This window comes from Amycolatopsis solani (assembly GCF_033441515.1).
In the GTDB taxonomy this organism is placed as follows: Bacteria; Actinomycetota; Actinomycetes; order Mycobacteriales; family Pseudonocardiaceae; genus Amycolatopsis; species Amycolatopsis solani.
The window spans coordinates 2,034,316-2,056,284 of the sequence record NZ_JAWQJT010000003.1 but is presented as its reverse complement, the minus strand read 5'-3'; the positions used below and the strand labels follow the sequence as shown (position 1 = coordinate 2,056,284).

Genomic DNA, 21,969 nt, shown 5'->3' with positions numbered 1-21,969 from the left:
GGAGGACGCCGTGTCCGGTTCCGTGATCCTGGGTGCCGCCCGTACGCCGATCGGGCGCCTGCTCGGCTCCCTCAAGGACTTCACGGGAGCCCAGCTGGGCGGGTTCGCGATCAAAGCGGCCCTCGAACGCGCCGGGGTCTCCCCGGACGCGGTCCAGTACACGATCATGGGCCAGGTGCTGACCGCCGGCGCCGGCCAGATCCCGGCCCGCCAGGCCGCGGTCGCCGCGGGTATCCCGATGAGCGTGCCCGCGCTGACCATCAACAAGGTCTGCCTCTCCGGCCTCGACGCCATCGCGCTCGCCGACCAGCTCATCCGGGCCGGCGAGTTCGACCTCGTCGTCGCGGGCGGCCAGGAGTCGATGACCCAGGCGCCGCACCTGCTGCCCAAGTCCCGCGGCGGCTTCAAGTACGGCGACACCGCGCTCGTCGACCACATGGCCCACGACGGTCTCTTCTGCGCCTTCGACCAGGTCGCCATGGGCGCCTCGACGGAGAAGTACAACTCCCGCTACGGCGTCACCCGCGAGCAGCAGGACGCGTTCTCCGCCCGCTCGCACCAGCGCGCCGCCGAAGCGATCAAGAACGGCTACTTCGCCGACGAGATCGCGCCGGTGTCCATCCCGCAGCGCAAGGGCGACCCGGTCGTCTTCGACACCGACGAGGGCGTCCGCGCCGACACCACCGCCGAGGGTCTTGCCAAGCTGCGCCCGGCCTTCGCTTCCGACGGCACCATCACCGCGGGCTCGGCTTCGCAGATCTCCGACGGCGCCGCCGCGGTCATCGTGGCCAGCAAGGCGAAGGCCGAGGAGCTCGGCCTCACGCCGATCGCCGAGATCGGCGCGCACGGTGTCGTCGCCGGGCCGGACGCGAGCCTGCACGAGCAGCCGTCGAACGCCATCCTCGCCGCGCTGGCGAAGGAGAAGCTGACCGCCGACGCGCTCGACCTCGTCGAGATCAACGAGGCCTTCGCCGCCGTCGGGCTCGTCTCGACCGAGAAGCTCGGCCTCGACGCGGAGAAAGTCAACGTCAACGGTGGCGCGATCGCGCTCGGCCACCCGATCGGCGCCTCCGGGGCCCGGCTCGCCGTGCACCTGATCCACGAGCTGCGCCGCCGCGGCGGCGGCCTCGGCGCAGCCGCGCTGTGCGGTGGCGGCGGCCAGGGCGACGCCCTGCTGCTGCGGGTGCCGTCCGCGTAAGTGGCCGCTTCCCTCGACCTCGACGACCTGGTCGGCCGCGCACGGGACGGGCAGCCCCGTGCCGTCGCGCGGCTGCTGTCGCTCGTCGAGGATGCCCACCCCCGCGTCGCCGAGATCGCGCGGGCGCTGACCCCGCACACCGGGCGGGCCCGGGTCGTCGGGCTCACCGGACCGCCCGGCGTCGGCAAGTCGACATCGACTTCGGCGCTGCTCACCGCGTTTCGCGCGGAGGGCAAGCGGGTCGGGGTGCTCGCGATCGACCCGTCTTCGCCGTTTTCGGGCGGCGCGCTGCTCGGCGATCGGATCCGGATGACCGAGCACGCCACCGACCCGGGCGTGTTCATCCGGTCGATGGCCACGCGCGGGCACCTCGGCGGGCTCTCGTGGGCGACCCCGCAGGCGGTGCGCGTGCTCGACGCCGCCGGTTTCGACGTGGTGCTGATCGAGACCGTGGGGGTCGGGCAGTCCGAAGTGGACGTCGTGAAGCTGGCCGACACCACCGTGGTGCTGCTCGCGCCGGGGATGGGCGACGGGATCCAGGCCGCGAAGGCCGGGGTGCTCGAGATCGCCGACGTCTTCGTCGTGAACAAGGCCGATCGCGAGGGCGCCGACGCCACGGTGCACGACCTGAAGCAGATGATTTCGCTGGCCCGGCGGGAAATCCGGGGGGCGAGCTGGCGGCAGCCGATCGTGCGGACGGTCGCGGCCAAGGGCGAGGGCGTTGACGAGGTGGTGCGGGCGCTGGCTTCGCACCACGAGTGGCTGGTCGCGCACGACGAGCTGGCCCGGCGCCGGGCGGCCCGCGCGCGTGACGAGGTCGAGGCCATCGCGGTGCGGCGGTTGCGGGCCGAGCTGGCCGATCTGCGGGGTGGCGGGCGGCTGGCCGAGGTGGCCGAGCGGGTGGTGGCGCGGGAGATTGATCCGTTCGCCGCCGCTGATGAGCTGATCGCGGACCTGCGGGGCTGACGCGCCGCGCTGATCGCACGTTTGCGGAGTCGGCGCGCTGCCGGGTGGGGCGTGGTGATCGCGGATCTGCGGGGCTGACGCGCTGCGCTGATTGCGCGTTCGCGGAGTCGATGCGCTGCCGGGTGGGGCGTGGTGATCGCGGATCCGCGGAGCTGACGCGCTGCGCTGATCGCACGTTTGCGGAGTCGGCGCGCTGCCGGGCGCGGTGCGCTGGTCGCGGATCCGCGGGGCTGATGCGTTGCTGGGCGGGCTGGGCTGGTCGCGCGTTCGCGGAGCTGATGCGTTGCCGGGCGGGGTGCGGTGAGTGCGGGCGTGCGCCGCCGACGTGAGGCGTGCGAGCAGAAACCTCGTCACCGCAACGGTTCTTCGTCGGAACTCCATGACTTCCCCTCCTCCGGTGCGACGGGTTCGCCGCGTGATCACCATCGTGCGCCGGGGGTCCGACAATTTCCGGGGGTCCGCGGCCGGGTTCACCCGATGGGCTGACACGGGCGACTTTCGCCGGTTATTCCTGTCGGTGCCGGGCCCTAGACTGCGGGACGCTCTGGAAGCGGGCGATCACTGGGAGGGCGTGCAGGATGAAGAAGACACTCGTCACCGCGCTGGCGGTGGGTGCGTTGTTCGCGGCGGGCAACGGCGTCGCCATCGCGGCCGATGCGCCGCCGCCGAAGACGACGCACGGGCCGTGCCAGTACACGGAGACGCCGGACGAACCGGCGTCGCGGCCGGTGCCGTTGCCGCCCGATCCGCGGTGGACGCCGAGTCACGGCAAGGTCGACGTGGCGGTTCCGACCAGTCAGGGTGCGCTGCCGCTGAAGCTCGACCGGGCGAAGGCGCCGTGCACCGTGCAGAGCTTCCTGCACCTCGCGCGGCACCGGTTCTACGACCACACCGTCTGCCACCGGCTCACCGCTTACCCGACGCTGAAGGTCCTGCAGTGCGGCGACCCGAGCGCGACCGGAGAAGGCGGGCCGGGCTACAAGTACAAAGACGAGCTGCCGGTGGACCTGCCGCCGGCGCCGACCGATCCGACCGGTGCCCGCCGGGTGTACGCGCGCGGGTTGCTGGCGATGGCCAACGCGGGGCCGGACACCAACGGGTCGCAGTTCTTCGTGGTGTACGGCGATTCCGCGCTGCGGCCGAACTACACCGTGTTCGGGACGGTCGGGGCCGAAGGGCTGAAGACCTTGGACAAGGTGGCCGCCGGCGGGATCCAGCCGACGGCGGACGATCCCGCGCCGGTCGACGGGACGCCGGTGCTGCGGACCGAGCTGCTGCGGGTCCGGCCGGACTGCTGGTTCTGATGGGTGGGCGCGGGCCATCCGGACCGGGGTGGCCCGCGTGGGGAGTGGTTTCAGGCGGGGGAAGAGGGCGCGGTATGGGCGAAGCCGCTTGAGCGGCGGCGGGGCAGGGCCGCTGGGCGGCGTGGCCGAAGTGCCCGAACGGCGTGGCCGAAGTGCCTGCGCGGCATGGGCAGAGCTGCGGTGGCAGCGGGCAAGGCCCGGGTGATGTGGGCAGCGGGGTAGCGCCCTTGGGCTGCATGGTTGGAGCGGCGTGGCAGCGGGGCAGGGCCTTTGTGGCGTGGGCGAAGTGCCTGAGCGGCATGGGCAAACCGCCCGAGCGGCGGCAGAACCGCGCGAGGTCAGCTCGTGATCTCGTGCAGGGCCTCGACCAACGTCTGCGTCGCCCCGGCGAAGGCGTGCTTCGCCGGGGCCGCATACCCGACGATCAAGCCCCCGGGGCGGTTCTCGTCCATCCAATACCCGCCCAGGCCTTCGATGCCGATCGCGCGGCGGCGGCAGGCCGCCAGGGCCTGCGTCTCCGTCGGGCCGTCCGAAGGGAGCATCAGCAGCAGGTGCAGGCCCGCCGGGATGCCCTGGGGGCGGACCGAGTCCGGCAACGCGGCCAGCAGCCGGGTGCGGCGGGTGCGGTACTCCGCTCGGCTGCGGCGGACGTGCTGGTCGTACGCGCCCGAGTCGATCAGCTCCGCCAGGGCCAGCTGGTTCAGCAGCGCGGGGCGGGAACCGCTGTCGGCCATCGCGGCGCGGACCGGCTCGACCAGTGATCTCGGCAGCACCAGCCAGGCCAGGCGCAAGGCCGGGGCCAGGGTCTTGCTCGCCGTTCCCGCGTACACCACCCGCTCCGGCGCCAGGGCCTGCAGTGCTCCGACCTGCTGGTGGTCGAACCTGAACTCGCCGTCGTAGTCGTCCTCCAGGACGTACGCGCCGGAGCGGGTCAGCGCGGCTCGGCGGTGCGGGGCGAGGGTGACGCCGGTGGGGTACTGGTGCGCCGCCGTCACGACCACCGCTGGACTGTCCAAAGCGGACACGTCGAGGCCGTGCTCGTCGACCGGGACACCCACGACCCGCGGGCCCTGGGCCGTCGCGATCGTGCGGTACATGCCCAGGGACGGGTTCTCGAACGCCACTTCCGTCACGCCCAAGCCGAACAGGGCGCGGGACAGCACCGCGATGGCGTGCGAATACCCGTGGCACACGACGATCCGCGCCGGGTCGGCCACCACCCCGCGGGCGCGGGCGAGGTAGGTCGCCAGGGTGTCGCGCAGCTCGGGCGCGCCCAGCTCCGACTCGTAGCCGAACGCCGCCGCCGGGGTGCGCAGCAGGGCTCGGCGGGTCGCCGTGATCCAGGCCTGACGCGGGAACGCCGTCAGGTCGGGGCGGCCCGGGCGCAGGTCCCAGCGGGGTGCCGGGTCTCGCGGTGCCTGGCGCGGGGCGGACTGGGGGAGGGAACCCGCCGTCGCGACGCGGGTCGGGGCGCCCTGGGCCGTGCGCAGGTAGCCCTCGGCGGCCAGATCCGCGTACACGCGCGTGACCGTGCCGCGGGCGATGCCCAGGTCCTGGGCCAGCGCCCGGGTCGAAGGCACCGCCGCGTCCGGTTGCCAGCGGCCCTCGCGGATGGCCGTGCGGATCGCGGCCGCGAGGCCGCTTCGGCCGGTCGAGGGCTGCCAGTCGAGGTGGACGTCGAGGCCGGAACTGGACCACGGAACTGCCATGTCACTGGACCATACCCGTGGACCAGTTCGGGCTAGCGTGAACGCCATGACCAAGCGAATCGGACTCGGGGGCGCCCCCGAGCTCTACCAGGCGATGGCGAACCTCCAGGCCGAGGTGAACAAGGCCGGGGCCAACGCCGGGCTCGACCCGAAACTGCTCGAACTCGTGAAGACCCGCGCGTCGCAGCTCAACGGCTGCGCGTTCTGCCTCGACATGCACTCCCGCGACGCGCTGGAGCTGGGCGAGTCGCCGCGGCGGCTGTTCGTCCTCGACGGCTGGCGCGAGACCGACCTGTTCACCGAGCAGGAGCAGGCCGCCCTCGCCCTCACCGAGGCGATGACCAAGCTCTCCGCCACGCAGACCGTGCCCGACGACGTCTACGAGCGGGCGATCAAGGTCTTCACCGAAGACCAGTACCGCGCGGTGGCCTGGGAGATCATCGCGATCAACAGCTGGAACCGGATGACCATCACCAGCCACACGCCGCTGCCGAAGCGGGACTCGTGACCGCCGCGGCGCTCAGGGCGCTGCACGTCCCCGGTAAGCCGCTCGTGCTGCCGAACGCCTGGGACGCCGACACCGCCAGGCTCGTCGAAGCCGCCGGGTTCCCGGCCGTCGCGACGAGCTCGGTCGCCGTCGCGGCCGCGCTCGGGTTCGCCGACGGCGAGCAGGCGCCGGCGGACGAGATGTTCGCCGCCGCCGCGCGGATCGCCAACGCGGTCGGTGTGCCGGTGACCGTCGACGCCGAGTCCGGGTACGGCCTGTCCGGCGCCGAGCTGGCCGGACGGCTGGCCGACGCCGGCGCGGTGGGCTGCAACTTCGAGGACACCGACCACGCCACCGGCGGGGTGCGGCCGGTCGCCGAACAGGCGAAGCGGATCGCCGCCCTGCGCGAGGCGGCGGGCGACGGCCTGGTGATCAACGCTCGCGTCGACTCCTTCCGCGGCGTCGACCCGAAGGAGGCGCTGGCCGCCGGGATCGCCCGGGCGAAGGCCTACTTCGACGCGGGCGCCGACTGCGTCTACCCGATCCACCTGCGCACCCCCGAGCTGATCGCGGAGTTCGTGCGAGGGGTCGGCGGCGCCGTCAACGCGCCCGCGTGGCCGGGCAGCCCGGGCCTCGAAGGCCTCGCCGAGCTGGGGGTGGCGAGGATTTCGCTCGGCGGCGGGCTGTGGCAGTACGTCCGGAAGCAGCTCGAAGCGACGCTCGCCGGGGTCGCCGAAGGCGAGCTGCCGTACTGACGACCGAATGGCCGAAGGCCGCCGCGAGGATGACTCACGACGGCCTTCGGTGTCTCGGGGGGTCAGTGCGCGACGGCCTTCTCGGCACCCGCGCCGGTCAGCGACCGGACCTCCATCTCGGCGTACTTCTTCTCGTCGTGCTCCTTGGACAGGACCGTGCCCAGCCAGCCCAGGATGAACGCGGACGGGATCGAGACGATGCCCGGGTTACTCAGCGGGAACCAGGCGAAGTCCGCGTTCTTGAACATCGACGTGCTCTTGCCCGACACCGCCGGCGAGAAGACGATCAGCACGATCGTGATGGCCAGGCCACCGTAGATCGACCAGAGCGCGCCCTGGGTGTTGAACCGCTTCCAGAACAGCGAGTACAGGATGGTCGGCAGGTTCGCCGACGCCGCCACCGCGAAGGCCAGCGCCACCAGGAAGGCGACGTTCTGCCCGTTGGCCAGGATGCCGCCGCCGATCGCGAGTGCGCCGATCACCAGCGCGGTGATCCGAGCGACCTTGACCTCCGCGTCCGGCGAGGTCTTGCCCCGCTTGACGACGTTCGCGTAGACGTCGTGCGCGAAGGACGCCGACGCCGTGATCGTCAGGCCGGCGACCACCGCGAGGATGGTCGCGAACGCGACCGCGGAGATCAGGCCCAGCAGCACCGGCCCGCCCAGCTCCAACGCCAGCAGCGGGGCCGCCGAGTTGACCCCGCCCGGGGCCTTCTTGATCGCGTCCGGCCCGACCAGCGCGCCGGCGCCGTAGCCGAGCACCAGCGTGAACAGGTAGAACACGCCGATCAGCACGATCGCCCAGACCACCGAGCGACGCGCGTCGCGGGCGGTCGGCACGGTGTAGAAGCGCATCAGGACGTGCGGCAGGCCGGCCGTCCCCAGCACCAGGGCGATGCCGAGCGACAGGAAGTCCAGTTTGGACGTTCCGTTGGTGCCGTACTGCTTGCCCGGGCCGAGCAGCGTTTCGCCGGCCTTGCCCGCCTTGTCGACGGCGGCCTGCAGCAGGCTGGAGAAGTTGAAGCCGTACTTGCCGAGCACCCAGAGCGTCATCGCGAGCGCGCCGACGATCAGCAGCGCGGCCTTGATGATCTGGACCCAGGTGGTGCCCTTCATGCCGCCGATCAGCACGTAGGCGATCATGATGACGCCGACGACCGCGATGACCAGCGCCTGCGCCCCGGAGCCTTCGACGCCGAGCAGCAGCGCGACGAGGCCGCCGGCGCCCGCCATCTGGGCCAGCAGGTAGAAGAACGACACGGCCAGCGTCGACGTCGCGGCCGCGGCCCGCACCGGGCGCTGCTTCATGCGGAACGCGAGCACGTCGCCCATCGTGAACTTGCCGGTGTTGCGCAGCAGTTCCGCGACCAGCAGCAGCGCGACGAGCCACGCGACGAGGAAGCCGATGGAGTAGAGGAAGCCGTCGTAACCGTTGATCGCGATCGCGCCCGCGATGCCGAGGAACGACGCCGCCGACAGGTAGTCACCCGAGATCGCGACGCCGTTCTGCGGGCCGGTGAACGCACGGCCGGCGGCGTAGTAGTCCGACGCCGTCTTGGAGTTGCGGCTGGCGCGGAACACGATCACCAGCGTGATGATCACGAAGAGGGCGAAGATGCCGATGTTGAGGAGCGGGTTGCTGCCCTCGACGCTCGCGGCAAGGTCGAAGTTCATGCCTGCTCCTTCTCGATGTCCTCACGGATCTTCTCGGCCACCGGGTCGAGCTTCCGGTTGGCGTAGCGGACGTACAGCCCGGTGATGACGAACGTCGAGACGAACTGCAGCAGGCCGAAGACCAGGCCGACGTTGATGTTGCCGACCAGCTTGGTGCTCATGAAGCCGTGGGCGTAGTCCGCGAGCAGCACGTACAGCAGGTACCAGACCAGGAACAGCGCCGTCATGGGGAAGACGAACCGGCGCAGGCGGCTGCGCAGCTCCCGGAACTCGGTGCTGTCGTGGGCGTGCTCCCAGACGGTCTCTGACGTTTCCGGGGGGCCGCCGCCGGTGTCCGTCGTGCTCATCGCTGCTCCTCGCGACGCTGCGGAAAGTGACGTGCGACACCGTAGGGACGCGTGAGTCTCGTGTGAAGATTCAGCGGCTCAACAGCCGGGCCAGACGACGAACGGTTGACGAACGGTCGCGCGGTCCGGTCGAACGGGGTTCGTCCAGGTGCAACCGGAGCATCGCCGCCGTCGACCAGGCGGGTGGCCTGCCCCGCAAGGAGACCAGCACCATTGCGCCGAATGCCAGCGGTACCGACCAGGGTGCCGGTTGCTGCACCAAGATCGCCACCCAGCCGTGCAGATCCGGGCCGGCGAGGGCGAACAAGATCGAGCCCGATGACGAGACGAGCCCGGTCAGCACCCCGGCGATGCCGCCCGCCGCGGTCAGCCGCGGCCACCAGATGCCGAGCACGAGCAGCGGGCAGAACGTCGACGCCGCCACGGTGAAGCCCCACGTGACGAGCACCCCGGCGTCGAGCTCGGCCGAGCGCAGCGCCAGCAGCACCATGGCCGCGGCGACGCCGAAAACGGCGATCCGCAGCCGTCGCAGGCCGCCGGGCACGAGGTCGTGCGCGATGGCGCCGGACATCACCAGCAGCAGGCCGAGCGACGTCGCCAGGAACGCGGCGAACGCGCCCGCGGTCAGCAGCGCCGTGAAGAGGCCGCCGGCCCAGCCACTGTCCACTTGGTACGGCAGCGCGACGACCACCGTGTCGGTGGCGCCGGACAGGTACAGCCCGGGCACGAGCACCCGGCCCAGGACGCCGTAGACGCCGGGGAAGAGGTAGAAGATTCCCAGCAGTGCCACCGTGATCGCGGCGGTGCGGCGCGCGGCGCGGCCGTCCGGGCTGGTGTGGAAGCGCATGAGCACGTGCGGCAGGCCCATCGTGCCGAGCATGGTCGCGACGAGCACGGCCCAGGTGCCGAGCAGCGGGTAGCCCTCGTCGCCGAGGTCGAGCAGCGGCCGCTGCCAGTCGGCGCCGCCGAGCGGGGCGCCGCCGCGGACGGCCGGGACCGCCGCGCCCGCGCCGAACACGACCTCGTCCTGGCTGTGCGCGGTGAATTCGCCCGGCGGCAGGGTTTCGGCGACGCCGTTGCGGCGCACGGTGGTCGGCTCGCGGATCTCCATGGTGACGTCGACTTCGAAGCGCACCGGGGTCTCGCGGGCGAAGTGGGTGAACTCGACGGGGTTGAGCGCGTCGGTCCGGTTGACCGCGCCCGCCTGCAGGACGAGCCAGATCGCCGGGACGAGGAACAGCAGCAGCTTGAGGACGAACTGGAACGCCTGGACGTACGTCGCCGCGCGCATCCCGCCGAGCGCGAGCGTGACGCTGACCGCGGCGCCGGCCAGGACCACGCCGACCCAGTACGGCGTGCCGCCGACCGCGGTGAGCACCAGCCCGGCGGTACGGAACTGCGGGACGACGTAGATCGTGCCGATCACGAGGACCACGACGGCGGTGAGCCGGCGCAGCGCGGGGGAGTTGAGCCGCGCTTCGGCGAAGTCCGGCACGGTCAGCGCGCCCGAGCGCCGCATCGGGGCGGCGACGAGCACGAGCATCGCGATGTAGCCGGCGGTGAAGCCGACCGGGTACCAGAGGGCGCCGATGCCGTCCTTGACCACGAGCCCCGCGACGCCGAGGAAGCTCGCCGCGCTCAGGTATTCGCCCGAGACGGCGGCCGAGTTGACCAGCGGCGAGATCCGGCGGGACGCGACCAGGAAGTCGGACGTCGTGCGCATCGCGGCGACCCCGCGCACGCCGATGAGCAGCGTCACGAGGACGACGGGGGCGACGGCGAGGGCGATGCCCACTAGCGCGCTCCGGCGGTCGCAAGCGCCCCAATGTGGCGTTCGGTGCGCTGGACGCACCGAACGCCACATTGGGTGCGCTGGACGCAACCAACGCCACATTGGGGCGCTCGGGGCCGGGGGAAGTCGCGGGTCATCGGTCGTCCTCGAGGCGCTCGGCGCGGCGCAACTGCCAGCGGGCCAAGAGGGCCATCGCCGGGTAGGGGAAGACGGCGAGCAGGAGCCAGGAGAGGGGGATGCCGAGCAGGCGCACGGTGTCGAGGCCGGGGAAGAGCGCGAAGACGCCGGGGAGGCCGAGCAGCAGGGCGAACATCAGGACGAGGGCGGGCAGGCCGCGGCGGCGCTGGGCGCGGTAGAGGGTGGTGGCGCGCTGGGTGTCGCCGACGGGGAGGCGGGTCTGGCGCCAGCGGTGGCGGGACCGGCGGCGGGCGTGGGCGAGGCGGGTCTGCGGGCTGGTCACGGCGACCCGGCGGATCTTGCTCATCGCGGACCCGGTCCGAGCTGCCCGCGTTGCGCGGCCTCCAGAAGCCGGTCCCTCAGATCCCGTGCGTGGCGCCGGCTCACCGGGACGTCGCCGGCCTCCGTGTGCGCCAGCAGGCCGCCCGCCGAGTCGCTGCGCAGCTCCAGGACCGCGCCCACCGCCAGCAGGAAGCCGCGGTGCACCCGGCTGAACCCCGTTCCCTCCCAGTACTCCTCGAGCCGCGAAATCGGCATCCGCACCAGGTGCACGCCGCCGCGGGTGTGCAGCCGGACGTAGTCGCCGTGGGCCTCCACGAACAGCACGTCGTCGCGGCGGACGTACCTCGTGCGGCCGCCGGACTCGACCGGTAGCGCGGCCATCGCGTCCGGTGTCGAGCGCGAAGACGGCGTCGCCATCCGCAGCACCTTCGCCAGCGCCGCCGAAAGGCGTTCGGCGCGGACCGGCTTCAGCAGGTAGTCCACGGCGCCGATGCCGTACGCCGCCACTGCGTGGCCGTCGTGGGCCGTGACGAACACGATCACCGGCGGCTCGCTCAGCCGGGCCAGCAAGGACGCCAGTTCGAGGCCGTCGAGACCCGGCATCGAGATGTCGAGGAACACCGCGTCGAACCTGTCCGCCTGAAGCAGCTTCAACGCCTTCAGCGCGTCGCCCGCGCCGACGACTTCGCCGACTTCGGGAGCTTCACGCAGCAACGTGCACAGCTCGTCCAGCGCGGGCGGCAAGTCGTCGACCGCGAGTACGCGAAGCGAGGTCACGGCAGCACCCCCGGCTGGAACCGCGGCACCCGCACGATCACCCGCGTGCCCGCGCCCACCTCGGTTTCCACCGTCAGCCCGTACCAAGCGCCGTAGACGTCCCGCAGTCTTCTGTCCACATTGGCCAGTCCGAGGCCGGCCGGGTCGTCGTCGCCGACGCGGCCGGCGAGCAGGTCGGCCGCGCGCTTCGGGTCCATGCCGACGCCGTCGTCCTCGACGAAGATCACGCAGTCGTTCCCTTCCGCCTGGCCGTGCACCTGGACGAGGCCGGTGCCCGACCGCGGCTCGATGCCGTGCCGGATCGCGTTCTCCACCAACGGTTCCAGCACCAGGTACGGCACCGCGACGGCGAGGATCTCCGGCGCCACCCGCACCTGGACGCGCAGCCGTTCGCCGAGCACCGCGCGCTGCAGCGCCAGGTACGTCTCGATCGCGCGGAACTCCTCGGCCACCACCGTGTACTCGCCGTGACGCGCCAGGCTGTAACGGGTGTAGTCGGCGAAGTCCAGCATCAGGTCGCGGGCGCGGTCGGGGTCCGACCGCACCAGCGACGCGATCACCGTCAGCGCGTTGTAGACGAAGTGCGGCGACATTTCCGCCCGCAGCGCCCGCAGTTCGGCCTGCGCCGCCTGTTCCGCCGACGCCTCCAGCCGGCCGCGCTCCAGCGCCTGGACGACCAGGTCGGCAGCCTGGGCCGCGACCGCGTCCCGGACGTCGCCGACCACCAGCAGCGCGCCGGCGAGTTCGTCGCGGACGTGCAGCGGCAGCACCAGGACGTCCGGTGCGGAGCCGGGTTCCTCGGTGTGCAGCACGCCGTCGAGCACCGTCGCGACGACCGCGTCGGGCCCGGGCCGTCCCGACCACAGCAGCGAACCGGACAGGTCGGTGAGACCGAGCCCGGGGAAGCCGAAGAGCCGCCGCAGCCCGTGCGCGGCACGGCGCGCGCGGGTGCCGGAGAGGCCGTCGCGCAGGTCGTCGGTGATCCGGCGGGCGGCGGCCAGCACCGGCAGCGGGTCGGCACGGGACGCCGGGCGCAGGTGCACGGTCATCGGGCCTCCCCTCGGCAGCGGTGTCCAGGGGAACAGATCCTACGGCTAACCCTGCCCCTCCCGGTCGGACAGGACCTGCGCGTGGCGGCGGAAGCGGCGCCAGGTCCGGTAGTCGTCGAGCCCGGTGACCCTGGCCGGCTCCGGCACCCGCACCAGCAGGCTCGCGTCGGCCGGGTAGGGCCGGTCGGGCAGGGAGATCCAGCCCGTCGCGCGGGTCTCCTTCACCGCCACCCGCACCGGCCGGAACGTCGTCGGGTCGAGCCCTTCGCTGTGCCGGACGACCTCCTCGAAGAACCAGGCCGACGTGATCAGCCCGAGCACCCCGGGCGACGCCTTGAGCGCCTCCTTCAGCGGCGCCGCCTCCAGCAGCCGGAACGCGTGGTTGATCGCCGGCGCGGTCACGCCGTGGTCGTCGTAGGCCACCTCGCCCGCGTGCAGCGCCATCCGCAGCCGGATCCGGGCGCCGGCGTGGTGGGTCAGGTTGTGCCGGTGCAGCGCCACGGCGAGCGCGTTGGGCAAGAACTCGACGAAGAGCCCTTTCGGGATCTGCGGTGGGGCGAGGACGAAGACGCCGTCGCCGCAGTCCTCGCTCCGGCAGGCGGCCCAGGGGACGCCCGCGTCGTCGAACGCCCGGCACAGCGCGCGGTACAGCCCGTCGCGCAACGCCAGGCGGTGTGGTGTGGTCCTGCTTCGGTCGCCGTAGCCCTCGACGTCCACGGCGAAGATCGTCCGGTGCACGGCCGATCGTTCGTAGTTCATCGCACCCTCCCTGCGATCATGCATGTGTAAATGCATGTGCAGATGAGTGTGACGGGCGACACCCGTCCGGGGGAACGGGTCGTGCGGTGAGCGGTTGCCCCACCGCGGTAACCGGCAGTGACCGATCGTCAGGGGTGAAAACGCTGGTCAGGACCCTGCGAGCGGTGCGCACACCCCTCGCAGGGCCCTGACGGACGGATCAGCAGGACTGCTTGTAGAAGTACTGCGAGTTGGCGTCCATGTCCGCCTTGGTGATCGAGTGCAGCTGCGCGGTCAGGTTCCGCGTCACCGGCTTGCCCTCGATCGCCGCCACGGCCTGCTGCACGCCCTGGGTGCCGATCGACGCCGGGTCCTGCGCGATCAGGGCCTGGTACTGGCCGTTCTTCAGGCCTTCGACCTCGGACGGGCTGGCGTCGAAGCCGATCAGGTTCACCGCGCCGACCTTGCCCGCGTTGCGGAGACCGGTCGCCGCGCCTTCACCCGTGTTGAGGTTGGTCGCGAAGACGCCGATGAGGTCCGGGTTGGCGGCCAGCGCCGCGGTCACCTTCGATGCGGCCTGGTCGGGCTCGTTCTGGGTGAACTGGACGCCGATGGACTTGAGGTTCGGGGTGCTCTTCAGCTCGTCCTCGAAACCCTTGGCGCGCGCGGCGGTCGTCGACGTCCCGGCGATCGTGTCGAGGACGAGCACCGAACCGGACTTGCCGGCGGCCAGCTTCGCCATGGTCTGCGCGGCGAGCTTGCCGCCGGCGGCGTTGTCGGAGGAGATCGACGACGCCGCGACGCTCGTGTCCTTCAGCGCGGTGTCGACCTCGACGATCTTCGCGCCGCGGTTCTTCACCTGCTGGATCGGCCCCAGCATCGCGGTGTCGTCGGTCGGGGCGATGAGCAGCGCGGCCGGCGGGTTCGCGCCGAGCGCGTTGACCAGCTGGGTCTGCAGCGGCGCGTCGAACTTCTGGGGCGCCTGCGTGGTCAGCTCGTAGCCGAGCTTCTTCGCCTCGGCTTCGGCGCCGCACTGCAACGAGATGTAGAACGGCTCGGCCTGCACGCCGGGGACCAGTGCCAGCTTCTTGGAGCCGGCCTGGCTGCCGCCGCCCGAGTCGCCGACCGTGCCGGAGCACGCGGTGAGCAGCGCGACGGCCGAAGCCAGCGCTCCGGCGGCGACGAGCGTCTTGGTCAAGTTCATCGGAAGCACCTCTTTGTACTCGGGGAACTCAGCGGGAGTTGCGTTGCCGTCGCCGGCGCTGGTCGAACCAGACGGCCGCGATCAGGACCGCCCCCACGGCGATCATCTGCCAGAAGTCGGGGACCTGGACGATGTTGAAGCCCTTCTTGAGCACGGCCGGGATGAACACGCCGATCACCGTGCCCAGCACCGTGCCCACGCCGCCGAAGAGGCTCGTCCCGCCCATCACGGTGGCCGCGATGGCGTTCAGGTTGTCGCTGGTGTGCCCGGTGATGGTGGTCGAGTTGTAGTACGCCAGCGAGAGGAACCCGGCCAGCCCGGCCAGGAAGCCGGTCAGCGTGTAGATCTTCATCAGGTGGGCGGTGACGCCGATGCCCGCCCGCCGCGCGGCTTCGGCGTTCGAGCCGATCGCGTAGGTGTAGCGGCCGAACTTCGTGGTGTGCAGCAGCCACGCCCCGGCCAGGGTGATCACCACGGCGATCAGCACCAGGTTCGGCACGATGCCGAGCGAGGTGCCGGCACCGAGCTGCTTGTTCAGGATCACCGGCACCGTGCGCACGTCGCTGCCGTTGTTGATCAGCAGCGCCGCGCCGAGGGCCGCGCCCATGGTGCCGAGCGTGACGATCAGCGGCGGGATGCCGGCCACGGCGATGAGGAAGCCGTTGATCAGGCCCCACACCGTCCCGGCCAGGATGGCGACGACCAGCCCGACGACGATGACGCCCCAGCCGGCCTGTCCCGCGTTCCCGCCGGACATCGCCTCCATCGTCCGCCCGCCGACCATGCCCGCGAAGATGAGCACCGAGCCGACGGACAGGTCGATGCCGGACGTGATGATCACGAACGTCATGCCGACCGAGAGCACCAGCAGCACGGACGTCTCGATGAACAGCAGCTGGAAGTTGTACAGCGTCGGGAAGGCGTCCGGCGCGAGGGCGCTGAAGACGATGATCAGCGCCAGCAGCACCAGCGCGATCCAGAACGTGTTCGCGCCGACGAGCCGCTTGCCCAGCGGCCGCTTGCCGAAGCCGGCCTCCGGCGTTTCCTGGATTTCCTTCGTGGGCGCGCTCACGCGGCCTCCTCCTGCACGAGCGCCCCGGTCATCGCGGCGACGAGGTCCTCGAGCTTCGTGTCCGGCCCGGTGAACCGGGCGACGCGCTTGCCGAGCCGCAGCACCTCGACGCGGTCGGCCACCGACAGCACCTCGGGCATGTTGTGGCTGATCAGCACGACGGCGATGCCCTTGTCGCGCACCTTCTTGATGACGTCGAGCACGCGCTCGCGCTGCACGACGCCGAGGGCCGCGGTCGGCTCGTCCATGAACACGACCTTCGACGCCCACACGACCGACCGGGCCACGGCGACGCTCTGGCGCTGCCCGCCGGACAGCGCGCCGATCGGGACGTCGGTGCTCTGCAGCGTCACGCCGAGGCGCTGGAACTCTTCGATGGCCTGCCGCCGCATCTCGGCCTTGTCGAGCATCCCGAGCTTGCCGAGGATGCCCTTGCGGTGGATTTCGCGGCCCAGGAACAGGTTCGCCGCCGGGTCGAGCTCGGGGGCGACGGCGAGGTCCTGGTAGACGGTCTCGATGCCGAGGCGCCGCGCGGTGGTCGGCGAGTCGAAGTGCGCCTCGGCGCCGTCGAGGAGGATCTTCCCCGACGTCGGCTGCTCCGCGCCGGAGAGGCACTTGACCAAAGTGGACTTGCCGGCGCCGTTGTCGCCGATCAGCGCGGTCACTTCGCCCGCGCGGGCCTGGAAGGACGCGCCGCGCAGGGCTTCGACGGAGCCGTAGTGCTTGGTCAGGTCGACCGCTTCCAGGAGGATTTCGCTCATCCGTTCCTCTCTTCCGGCGCCGGCGGGCGGCAGCGGATCACCGTCGCCGTGCCGGACAGCTCGGTCTGGCCGGCGTCGAACGGGACGACGTAGGTGTCGCCCTTCGCCAGCGCGTACTCGCCGCCGTGCTCGGTGCGCAGGGTGCCTTCGCCGTCGAGCACGACCAGCACCGCGAACGACGGGTCCGATGACAACGTTGTCGTCTCGTCGGTGCGCAGCTGGTCGGCTCGGAAGAACCGCTCCGAACCGGTGGCCAGGAGGTCGACCGTCGAACCGTTGTCCCCGGCGGTGCGCTTGATGATGGTGTCCAGGCGCCCGGCGTCCCAGCCCGAGGTGTCCAGCGCCTCGATCGCCGTGTCGAAGCCCAGGCCGAGGTGGCCCTTTTCGGGCGAGGCGAGGAAGTCGCGCCACTCGATGGTCAGCGAGAAGTCCGTCGGCTGCTGCAGTTCGACGACGAACACGCCCTCGCCGATCGCGTGCGGCAGGCCCGCCGGGATGTAGACGGTGTCGCCCGCGGTGACCGGGACGCTGTTCAGCGCGCCCAGCATCGACGGCACGTCCTGCTCCCGCGTCCACTCGGACACGGTCGCCTTCGACAGGGTCTCCTTGAAGCCGGGGTAGACGCGCGGGTCGTCGCCGTAGGTGCCGACCACGATCCACGCCTCGGTCTTGCCGAAGTGCGAGTCGAAGTGCCGCTTCGCGAAGGTGTCGTCGGGGTGGAAGTGCACCGGCAGCCGCTGGCCCGCGTCGAGCAGCTTGACCAGCAGGCCGGTCGACGTCCCGAGCGCCTCGACGTGCTTGGCGCCGAGCCAGCCGTTCGGGTTCGCGAGAACGGCGTCGCGCAGCCAGGCGCCGTCCGGGAGCCGGGTGAGGCCGTTGGTGTCCTGCCCGAACATGGTGCTCACCGACGCGACCCAGTCCTCCGGGCCGAACTTCTTGTCGGAAGACGCCCCGCGCAGCGCCGCGATGGCGTCGCCGCCGCGGTAGAACTGCGGTGGCTGGTTGGCCGGGAGGCGGATCGGTTCGAGGGTCACGGGGCGACCTCACCGGAACCACGGGCGACGAGATGCACGGGCAGGACTACCTTTCTGGGCGGGGACTGGTCTCCTTGGACGCGGGCGAAGAGCAGTTCGGCCGCGGCGTGGCCGAGCGCGCTCACGTCGTGCGCGATCACGGTGACCGGCGGGTCGAGCAGGTCCGCCAGCTCGAAGTCGTCGAAGCCGACCATCGCCGGCCGGTGGTCGGCGTGGGCCAGCGCGCGCAGCACGTGCACGGCGACCCGGTTGTTGCCCGCGATCACCGCGGTGGCCGCGTCCGGGCCGTGCAGCAGCCGCTTCACGGCGTCGCCGATGTACTCCTGCGTCGGCGTGCGCATGGAGACGAGCGACTCGTCGTAGGAGATCCCGTTGCGCACGCACCCTTCGCGGAACCCGCGCAGGCGCTCGGCCGCGGTGAAGATGTCCGGGCTGTCGCCGAGGAACGCGATCCGCCGGTGGCCGTGCTTCGCCAGGTGCGTGACGGCTTCGATGGTGCCGCCGAGGTTGTCGACCAGCACCGTGTCGGCCACGATGTCGCCGGCCGGGCGGTCGATGAACACCACTGGCGTGCCCGCACGCATCTCCGGCACGAGGTAGCCGTGCTGCAGGCCGGCCGGGACGACGAGGATGCCGTCCACCCGCCGCGCGCAGAACTCCAGGACGAGCTCGCGCTCGCGGTCGGAGTTCTCCTCGGACGAGCCGGTGAGCACCTGGCGCCCGAACGACGTCGCGATCCGCTCGACCGCGCGGTTCAGCTCGGAGTAGAAGGGGTTGCCGACGTCTTCGACGATCAGCCCGATGGTGCCGGTCGTCGACCCGCGGCGCAGGTTGCGCGCGCCCAGGTTGCGCCGGAAGCCCAGCTGCTCGATGGCGGCCATGACCCGCTCGGCGGTGTCCGGGTGCACGGCGGGCTCGTCGTTGACCACGCGCGAGACGGTCTTGATGCTGACGCCCGCCAGCCGGGCCACGTCGCTCATCGTGGCCCGCCTGCTCGCGGTGCGCGCGGCACCGTCCCGGTCACGGCCGGGTGGAGACAACGTTGTCATAGTGACCGGGATTGAACGCCACGACCCGATGTCTTGTCAACGCCTCGTGCGTGGATTGTGCCGATTCGGCTACCGACGTCGTAGGGCAGATGGCTGATCACGCTGTCCGGAAGCGGACAGGTCTTGACGAGGACCCTTGACGATCAGGTGAACCGCTGCCCAAGGTGGCCCGGTTCGACCGACTGCGCGACAAGGTTGTCATTCGGTTGCGCTGACGACGTGAGAGGCGATGGCTATGGCGCGAGTGCGCTTCAGAGCCGGTTTAGCTTTCCTGACCTTGGCGGTGACGGCAGCGGTGGCTCCCGCTGTGCCCGCCGCGGCCGCCACGAGCACGGACTTCGCGAAGTGGGTCAACCCCTTCGTGGGCACCCGTCCCGGTGGCGCCGACCACGGCACCGGGGGCGGTGCCGGCAACACGTTCCCGGGTGCGGTCGCTCCCTTCGGGATGGTCCAGTGGAGCCCGGACACGGTGAAATCCCAGCCCGGCGGGTACTTCTACGACGACAACGCCCTGACCGGGTTCAGCCTCACGCACCTTTCGGGCGCGGGCTGTTCGACCTACCAGGACATCCCGTTCATCCCCTATGTCGGTGAAGTGACGACTTCGCCGGCGACCGATCCGTCCCACTACACGTCGAAGTTCTCGCACGCCAACGAACACGCGACGGCCGGCGCCTACGACGTCACCCTCGACAGTGGAGCGAAGGTCGAACTGGCCGCCACCCAGCGCACCGGCTCCGCGCGCGTGACCTACCCGGCCGGCGCGTCCTCGACGCTGCTGGTGAACACGTCCGGTTCGGTCAACGGCACCGACGACGCGTCGATCACCATCGGCAAGGACACCATCAGCGGCTGGGCCACGAGCGGCCGCTTCTGCGGCGCGCGGAACAGCTACCGCGTCTACTTCTCGGCCAAGTTCGACACGCCGTTCGCGTCGATCGGCACCTGGAAGAACGGCGCCGTGACGCCGGGCAAGTCCGCCGAAACCGGTGGTGCCAAGGCGAAGGTCGCGCAGCCCAACGGCGTCAACGCGTCGATCGCGCGCACCGCGACGGCCAAGCAGCAGGACACCACCGTGTCCGGGCCGGGCAGCGGCGGGTACGTCACCTTCGCGAACCTCAACGGCGCGCAGGTGAACGTCCAGGTCGGACTGTCCTTCGTGTCCGTCGACGGCGCGAAGGCCAACCTCAAGGCCGAAAACACCAAGAAGTCGTTCGACACCGTGGCCGCGGGCGCGCGGAAGGCGTGGAACGACCAGCTCGGCAAGATCGCCGTAACCGGCGGCTCCGACGCCGACCTGACGACGTTCTACACGTCGCTGTACCACTCGCTGATCCAGCCCAACGTCTTCTCCGATGTGGACGGTCGGTACCCCGGCTTCGACGGCCGGATCCACCAGGCCGACAAGGGCCACGCGATGTACACGAACTTCTCCGGCTGGGACATCTACCGCTCGGAGGTCCCCCTCCTGGCGACGATCGACCCGAAGGAGACGTCCGACATCGTCCGGTCGATGATGGCCTACGCCGAGCAGGGCGGGTCGTGGGACCGCTGGACGGTGGCCAACGACTACACCGGCGTGATGAACGGCGACCCGTACCACATCATCGTGTCCAGCGCGTACGCCTTCGGCGCCCGTGACTTCGACGCCCAGAAGGCGTTGCTGCTCATGATCAAGGGCGCCACCCAGCCGACGCAGGGCTACACCGAGCGGCCGGGCCTCGACGACTACCAGAAGCTCGGGTACGTGCCGGGGGCCGGCGCGGACACGCTCGAGTACACCAGCGCCGACTTCTCCATCGCCCAGTTCGCGAAGCGGCTCGGCGACAGCGCGACGTACACGACGTTCATGAAGCGCGCGCAGAACTGGCAGAACCTCTACAACCCGGGGACCGGCCACCTGCAGCCGCGCAACGCGGACGGCTCGTTCGCCGGCACCTACGACCCCGCCAGCTCGCAGGGCTGGGTCGAGGGCAACGGCGCGCAGTACGAGTGGATGGTGCCCTACGACCTCGGCGGCGTCGTGACGGCGTTCGGCGGGAACACCGCGACGCAGTCCCGTTTGGACACCTTCTTCACCGACCTGAACGCGGGCACGCAGGAGCCCTACGCCTTCATGGGCAACGAGCCGAACTCCAACGCGCCCTACGTGTACTCCTACGCGGGCGCGCCGGCCAAGACCCAGGCCATCGTGCACCGCTCGATGGACGAGCTGTACAACCCGCGTCCCGAAGGGCTGATCGGCAACGACGACCTCGGCCAGATGTCGGCCTGGTACGTCTGGTCGGCGCTCGGCATCTACCCGGAGATCCCGGGCCGCGCCGAAACGCTGCTCGTCACGCCGCGCTTCTCCCGCGCTGTGCTCACCACCGGCTCGGGCAAGAAGGTCACCATCAACGCGCCGGGCACCGGCGACTACGTGGGCGGCCTGAAGGTCAACGGCGGCGCGGCTTCGAAGTCGTGGCTGCCGGAGGCGCTGATCTCCAGCGGCGGCACGCTCGACTACACGCGGTCCGCCACGGCGACCGCGTGGGGCAGCGCGGCGGCCGACGCGCCGCCGTCGTTCCGCGAGCAGGAGAGGCCGAGCCTGTCCTTTGTGGACCCGGCGCGCGCGGTGACGCCCGCGGGGTCGACGTCGACGGCGTCGGTGGGTGTCCAGGACCTGTCCGGCACCGCCCGGACCTGGACCTACAGCGCGGGCAGCGTCGACGGGATCACGCTGACGCCGTCGTCGGGCAGCATCGCCGTCCCGGCCGGTGGCAAGGCGCACGCCGACCTGACGGTGAGCGTCCCGGCGGGCCTCGCCGACGGCGCCCGCCGCATCCCGGTGACGTTCTCGTCGCCGGGGCTCGCGAGCACGCAGGCGGTGCTGACGGTGCTGGTGGCCCAGCCGAACAGCTGGCTGGCCACGGTGAACAACGCCGGCATCTCCCCGGACTCGGACTCGGGCGCGGCCAACTTCGACGGCGGCGGCTGGAGCTACTCGGCCGACGCGCTGGCCGCGGCCGGCGCGACCCCGGGCGGCACGGTCACCAGTGACGGCATCAAGTTCACCTGGCCGTCGTTCCCGGCGGGCGACCCGGACAACGTCGTCGCCGGCGGCCAGACGGTGAACGTGAGCGGGAGCGGGCGGCTCGCGCTGCTCGGCTCGGCGTCCAACGGGAACGCGTCCGGCACGCTGACGGTGACCTACACCGACGGCACCAAGTCGACCGCGACCATCGGGTTCTCCGACTGGACCCTCGGTGGCGGCGGCGCGCAACCGTCGTTCGGCAACCGGATCGTGCTGTCCACGCCGTACCGCAACGCCGCGGGCAGCGACCCGCAGCAGATCCGCACGATGGTGTTCGGCACCAACCCGATCACCCTCGACGCGGGCAAGACGGTGGCGAGCGTGACGCTGCCGGACAACGTCAACGGCGGCGCACTCCACGTGTTCGCCATCGGCATCGGCGCGTAGTCCGCAAAAGCGACGGCCCCCTTCCCGCGCACGGGAAGGGGGCCGTTTCGATGCAGGCGGACTGGCCGGAACCGGCCAGTGTCATCCCCCGTTCGGCCGCTTGCGGGCGAGGGCCGGTGCGTTACCTTGGTCACA

The 21,969-nt window shown here is 71.4% G+C and carries 19 protein-coding genes; 6 read left to right on the top strand and 13 right to left on the bottom strand.

The window, feature by feature from the left end; all coding sequences use genetic code 11:
- Positions 1 to 10 precede the first annotated feature (10 nt).
- The 3 genes from SD460_RS42185 (at position 11) to SD460_RS42175 (ending at position 3,468) form a co-directional block, all read left to right on the top strand.
- Positions 11 to 1,198: an acetyl-CoA C-acetyltransferase gene (locus SD460_RS42185; RefSeq protein ID WP_290061717.1), complete on the top strand. Its 1,188-nt coding sequence runs from the start codon at positions 11 to 13 to the stop codon at positions 1,196 to 1,198.
- Positions 1,199 to 2,164 carry a methylmalonyl Co-A mutase-associated GTPase MeaB gene (gene meaB, locus SD460_RS42180; protein WP_290061718.1) on the top strand — a complete coding sequence of 322 codons (966 nt, stop codon included), beginning with the start codon at positions 1,199 to 1,201 and terminating at the stop codon, positions 2,162 to 2,164. It begins immediately after the preceding gene.
- 578 nt (positions 2,165 to 2,742) lie between these two features.
- Complete coding sequence (locus SD460_RS42175) at positions 2,743 to 3,468, top strand: peptidylprolyl isomerase (RefSeq protein WP_290061719.1); 726 nt, start codon at positions 2,743 to 2,745, stop codon at positions 3,466 to 3,468.
- Between the two features lie 338 nt (positions 3,469 to 3,806).
- Here SD460_RS42175 and pdxR read toward each other — a convergent pair whose 3' ends face one another.
- Positions 3,807 to 5,177, bottom strand: coding sequence for a MocR-like pyridoxine biosynthesis transcription factor PdxR (gene pdxR, locus SD460_RS42170; protein WP_290061721.1), 1,371 nt, complete (start codon positions 5,175 to 5,177; stop codon positions 3,807 to 3,809).
- Positions 5,178 to 5,223: 46 nt separating this feature from the next.
- On the opposite strand from pdxR, the gene SD460_RS42165 reads away from it, so the two are divergent.
- Both SD460_RS42165 and SD460_RS42160 read left to right on the top strand, forming a co-directional pair.
- Positions 5,224 to 5,685, top strand: coding sequence for a carboxymuconolactone decarboxylase family protein (locus tag SD460_RS42165; RefSeq protein ID WP_290061722.1), 462 nt, complete (start codon positions 5,224 to 5,226; stop codon positions 5,683 to 5,685).
- A complete protein-coding gene (locus SD460_RS42160; protein WP_290061724.1) occupies positions 5,682 to 6,419 on the top strand; it encodes an isocitrate lyase/PEP mutase family protein in 738 nt (245 codons plus the stop codon). The genes SD460_RS42165 and SD460_RS42160 overlap by 4 nt, the downstream gene beginning before the upstream one ends.
- Before the next feature lie 62 nt (positions 6,420 to 6,481).
- On the opposite strand, the gene SD460_RS42155 is transcribed toward SD460_RS42160, so the two are convergent.
- The 12 genes from SD460_RS42155 to SD460_RS42100 form a co-directional block, all read right to left on the bottom strand.
- Complete coding sequence (locus SD460_RS42155) at positions 6,482 to 8,092, bottom strand: monocarboxylic acid transporter (protein WP_290061725.1); 1,611 nt, start codon at positions 8,090 to 8,092, stop codon at positions 6,482 to 6,484.
- Positions 8,089 to 8,439: a DUF485 domain-containing protein gene (locus tag SD460_RS42150; protein WP_125305655.1), complete on the bottom strand. Its 351-nt coding sequence runs from the start codon at positions 8,437 to 8,439 to the stop codon at positions 8,089 to 8,091. The genes SD460_RS42155 and SD460_RS42150 overlap by 4 nt, the downstream gene beginning before the upstream one ends.
- Positions 8,440 to 8,509: 70 nt before the next feature.
- Positions 8,510 to 10,234, bottom strand: coding sequence for a sodium/solute symporter (locus tag SD460_RS42145; RefSeq protein ID WP_318307606.1), 1,725 nt, complete (start codon positions 10,232 to 10,234; stop codon positions 8,510 to 8,512).
- Positions 10,235 to 10,364: 130 nt separating this feature from the next.
- On the bottom strand, positions 10,365 to 10,715 hold the full coding sequence (locus SD460_RS42140; protein WP_290052259.1) for a hypothetical protein: 351 nt from the start codon (positions 10,713 to 10,715) through the stop codon (positions 10,365 to 10,367).
- On the bottom strand, positions 10,712 to 11,467 hold the full coding sequence (locus SD460_RS42135) for a LytR/AlgR family response regulator transcription factor (protein WP_290052261.1): 756 nt from the start codon (positions 11,465 to 11,467) through the stop codon (positions 10,712 to 10,714). The genes SD460_RS42140 and SD460_RS42135 overlap by 4 nt, the downstream gene beginning before the upstream one ends.
- Complete coding sequence (locus tag SD460_RS42130; protein WP_290052262.1) at positions 11,464 to 12,516, bottom strand: sensor histidine kinase; 1,053 nt, start codon at positions 12,514 to 12,516, stop codon at positions 11,464 to 11,466. The genes SD460_RS42135 and SD460_RS42130 overlap by 4 nt, the downstream gene beginning before the upstream one ends.
- Positions 12,517 to 12,561: 45 nt before the next feature.
- On the bottom strand, positions 12,562 to 13,275 hold the full coding sequence (locus tag SD460_RS42125; protein ID WP_318307605.1) for a hypothetical protein: 714 nt from the start codon (positions 13,273 to 13,275) through the stop codon (positions 12,562 to 12,564).
- A gap of 199 nt (positions 13,276 to 13,474) precedes the next feature.
- Positions 13,475 to 14,458 (bottom strand): ABC transporter substrate-binding protein, encoded by a 984-nt coding sequence (locus SD460_RS42120; RefSeq protein ID WP_290052266.1) that lies wholly within the window; start codon positions 14,456 to 14,458, stop codon positions 13,475 to 13,477.
- Between the two features lie 28 nt (positions 14,459 to 14,486).
- Complete coding sequence (locus SD460_RS42115) at positions 14,487 to 15,530, bottom strand: ABC transporter permease (RefSeq protein WP_290052268.1); 1,044 nt, start codon at positions 15,528 to 15,530, stop codon at positions 14,487 to 14,489.
- Positions 15,527 to 16,291 (bottom strand): ATP-binding cassette domain-containing protein, encoded by a 765-nt coding sequence (locus tag SD460_RS42110; RefSeq protein WP_290052269.1) that lies wholly within the window; start codon positions 16,289 to 16,291, stop codon positions 15,527 to 15,529. Before SD460_RS42110 ends, SD460_RS42115 begins: the two co-directional genes overlap by 4 nt.
- Positions 16,288 to 17,325, bottom strand: coding sequence for a class I mannose-6-phosphate isomerase (locus tag SD460_RS42105; RefSeq protein ID WP_290052271.1), 1,038 nt, complete (start codon positions 17,323 to 17,325; stop codon positions 16,288 to 16,290). Before SD460_RS42105 ends, SD460_RS42110 begins: the two co-directional genes overlap by 4 nt.
- Complete coding sequence (locus SD460_RS42100; protein WP_290052274.1) at positions 17,322 to 18,305, bottom strand: LacI family DNA-binding transcriptional regulator; 984 nt, start codon at positions 18,303 to 18,305, stop codon at positions 17,322 to 17,324. The genes SD460_RS42105 and SD460_RS42100 overlap by 4 nt, the downstream gene beginning before the upstream one ends.
- A 298-nt stretch (positions 18,306 to 18,603) precedes the next feature.
- Between SD460_RS42100 and SD460_RS42095 the strand changes: the two genes are divergently transcribed.
- On the top strand, positions 18,604 to 21,834 hold the full coding sequence (locus tag SD460_RS42095) for a GH92 family glycosyl hydrolase (RefSeq protein ID WP_438860865.1): 3,231 nt from the start codon (positions 18,604 to 18,606) through the stop codon (positions 21,832 to 21,834).
- Positions 21,835 to 21,969: the final 135 nt, after the last annotated feature.

Coding starts and splice junctions, on each gene's coding strand:
- SD460_RS42120 (WP_290052266.1), bottom strand. CDS start 14,458: ATGAACTTGACCAAGACGCTCGTCGCCGCCGGAGCGCTGGCTTCGGCC.
- SD460_RS42110 (WP_290052269.1), bottom strand. CDS start 16,291: ATGAGCGAAATCCTCCTGGAAGCGGTCGACCTGACCAAGCACTACGGC.
- SD460_RS42140 (WP_290052259.1), bottom strand. CDS start 10,715: ATGAGCAAGATCCGCCGGGTCGCCGTGACCAGCCCGCAGACCCGCCTC.
- SD460_RS42165 (WP_290061722.1), top strand. CDS start 5,224: ATGACCAAGCGAATCGGACTCGGGGGCGCCCCCGAGCTCTACCAGGCG.
- SD460_RS42155 (WP_290061725.1), bottom strand. CDS start 8,092: ATGAACTTCGACCTTGCCGCGAGCGTCGAGGGCAGCAACCCGCTCCTC.
- SD460_RS42125 (WP_318307605.1), bottom strand. CDS start 13,275: ATGAACTACGAACGATCGGCCGTGCACCGGACGATCTTCGCCGTGGAC.
- SD460_RS42100 (WP_290052274.1), bottom strand. CDS start 18,305: ATGAGCGACGTGGCCCGGCTGGCGGGCGTCAGCATCAAGACCGTCTCG.
- SD460_RS42095 (WP_438860865.1), top strand. CDS start 18,604: ATGGCTATGGCGCGAGTGCGCTTCAGAGCCGGTTTAGCTTTCCTGACC.
- SD460_RS42150 (WP_125305655.1), bottom strand. CDS start 8,439: ATGAGCACGACGGACACCGGCGGCGGCCCCCCGGAAACGTCAGAGACC.
- SD460_RS42175 (WP_290061719.1), top strand. CDS start 2,743: ATGAAGAAGACACTCGTCACCGCGCTGGCGGTGGGTGCGTTGTTCGCG.
- SD460_RS42130 (WP_290052262.1), bottom strand. CDS start 12,516: ATGACCGTGCACCTGCGCCCGGCGTCCCGTGCCGACCCGCTGCCGGTG.
- pdxR (WP_290061721.1), bottom strand. CDS start 5,177: ATGGCAGTTCCGTGGTCCAGTTCCGGCCTCGACGTCCACCTCGACTGG.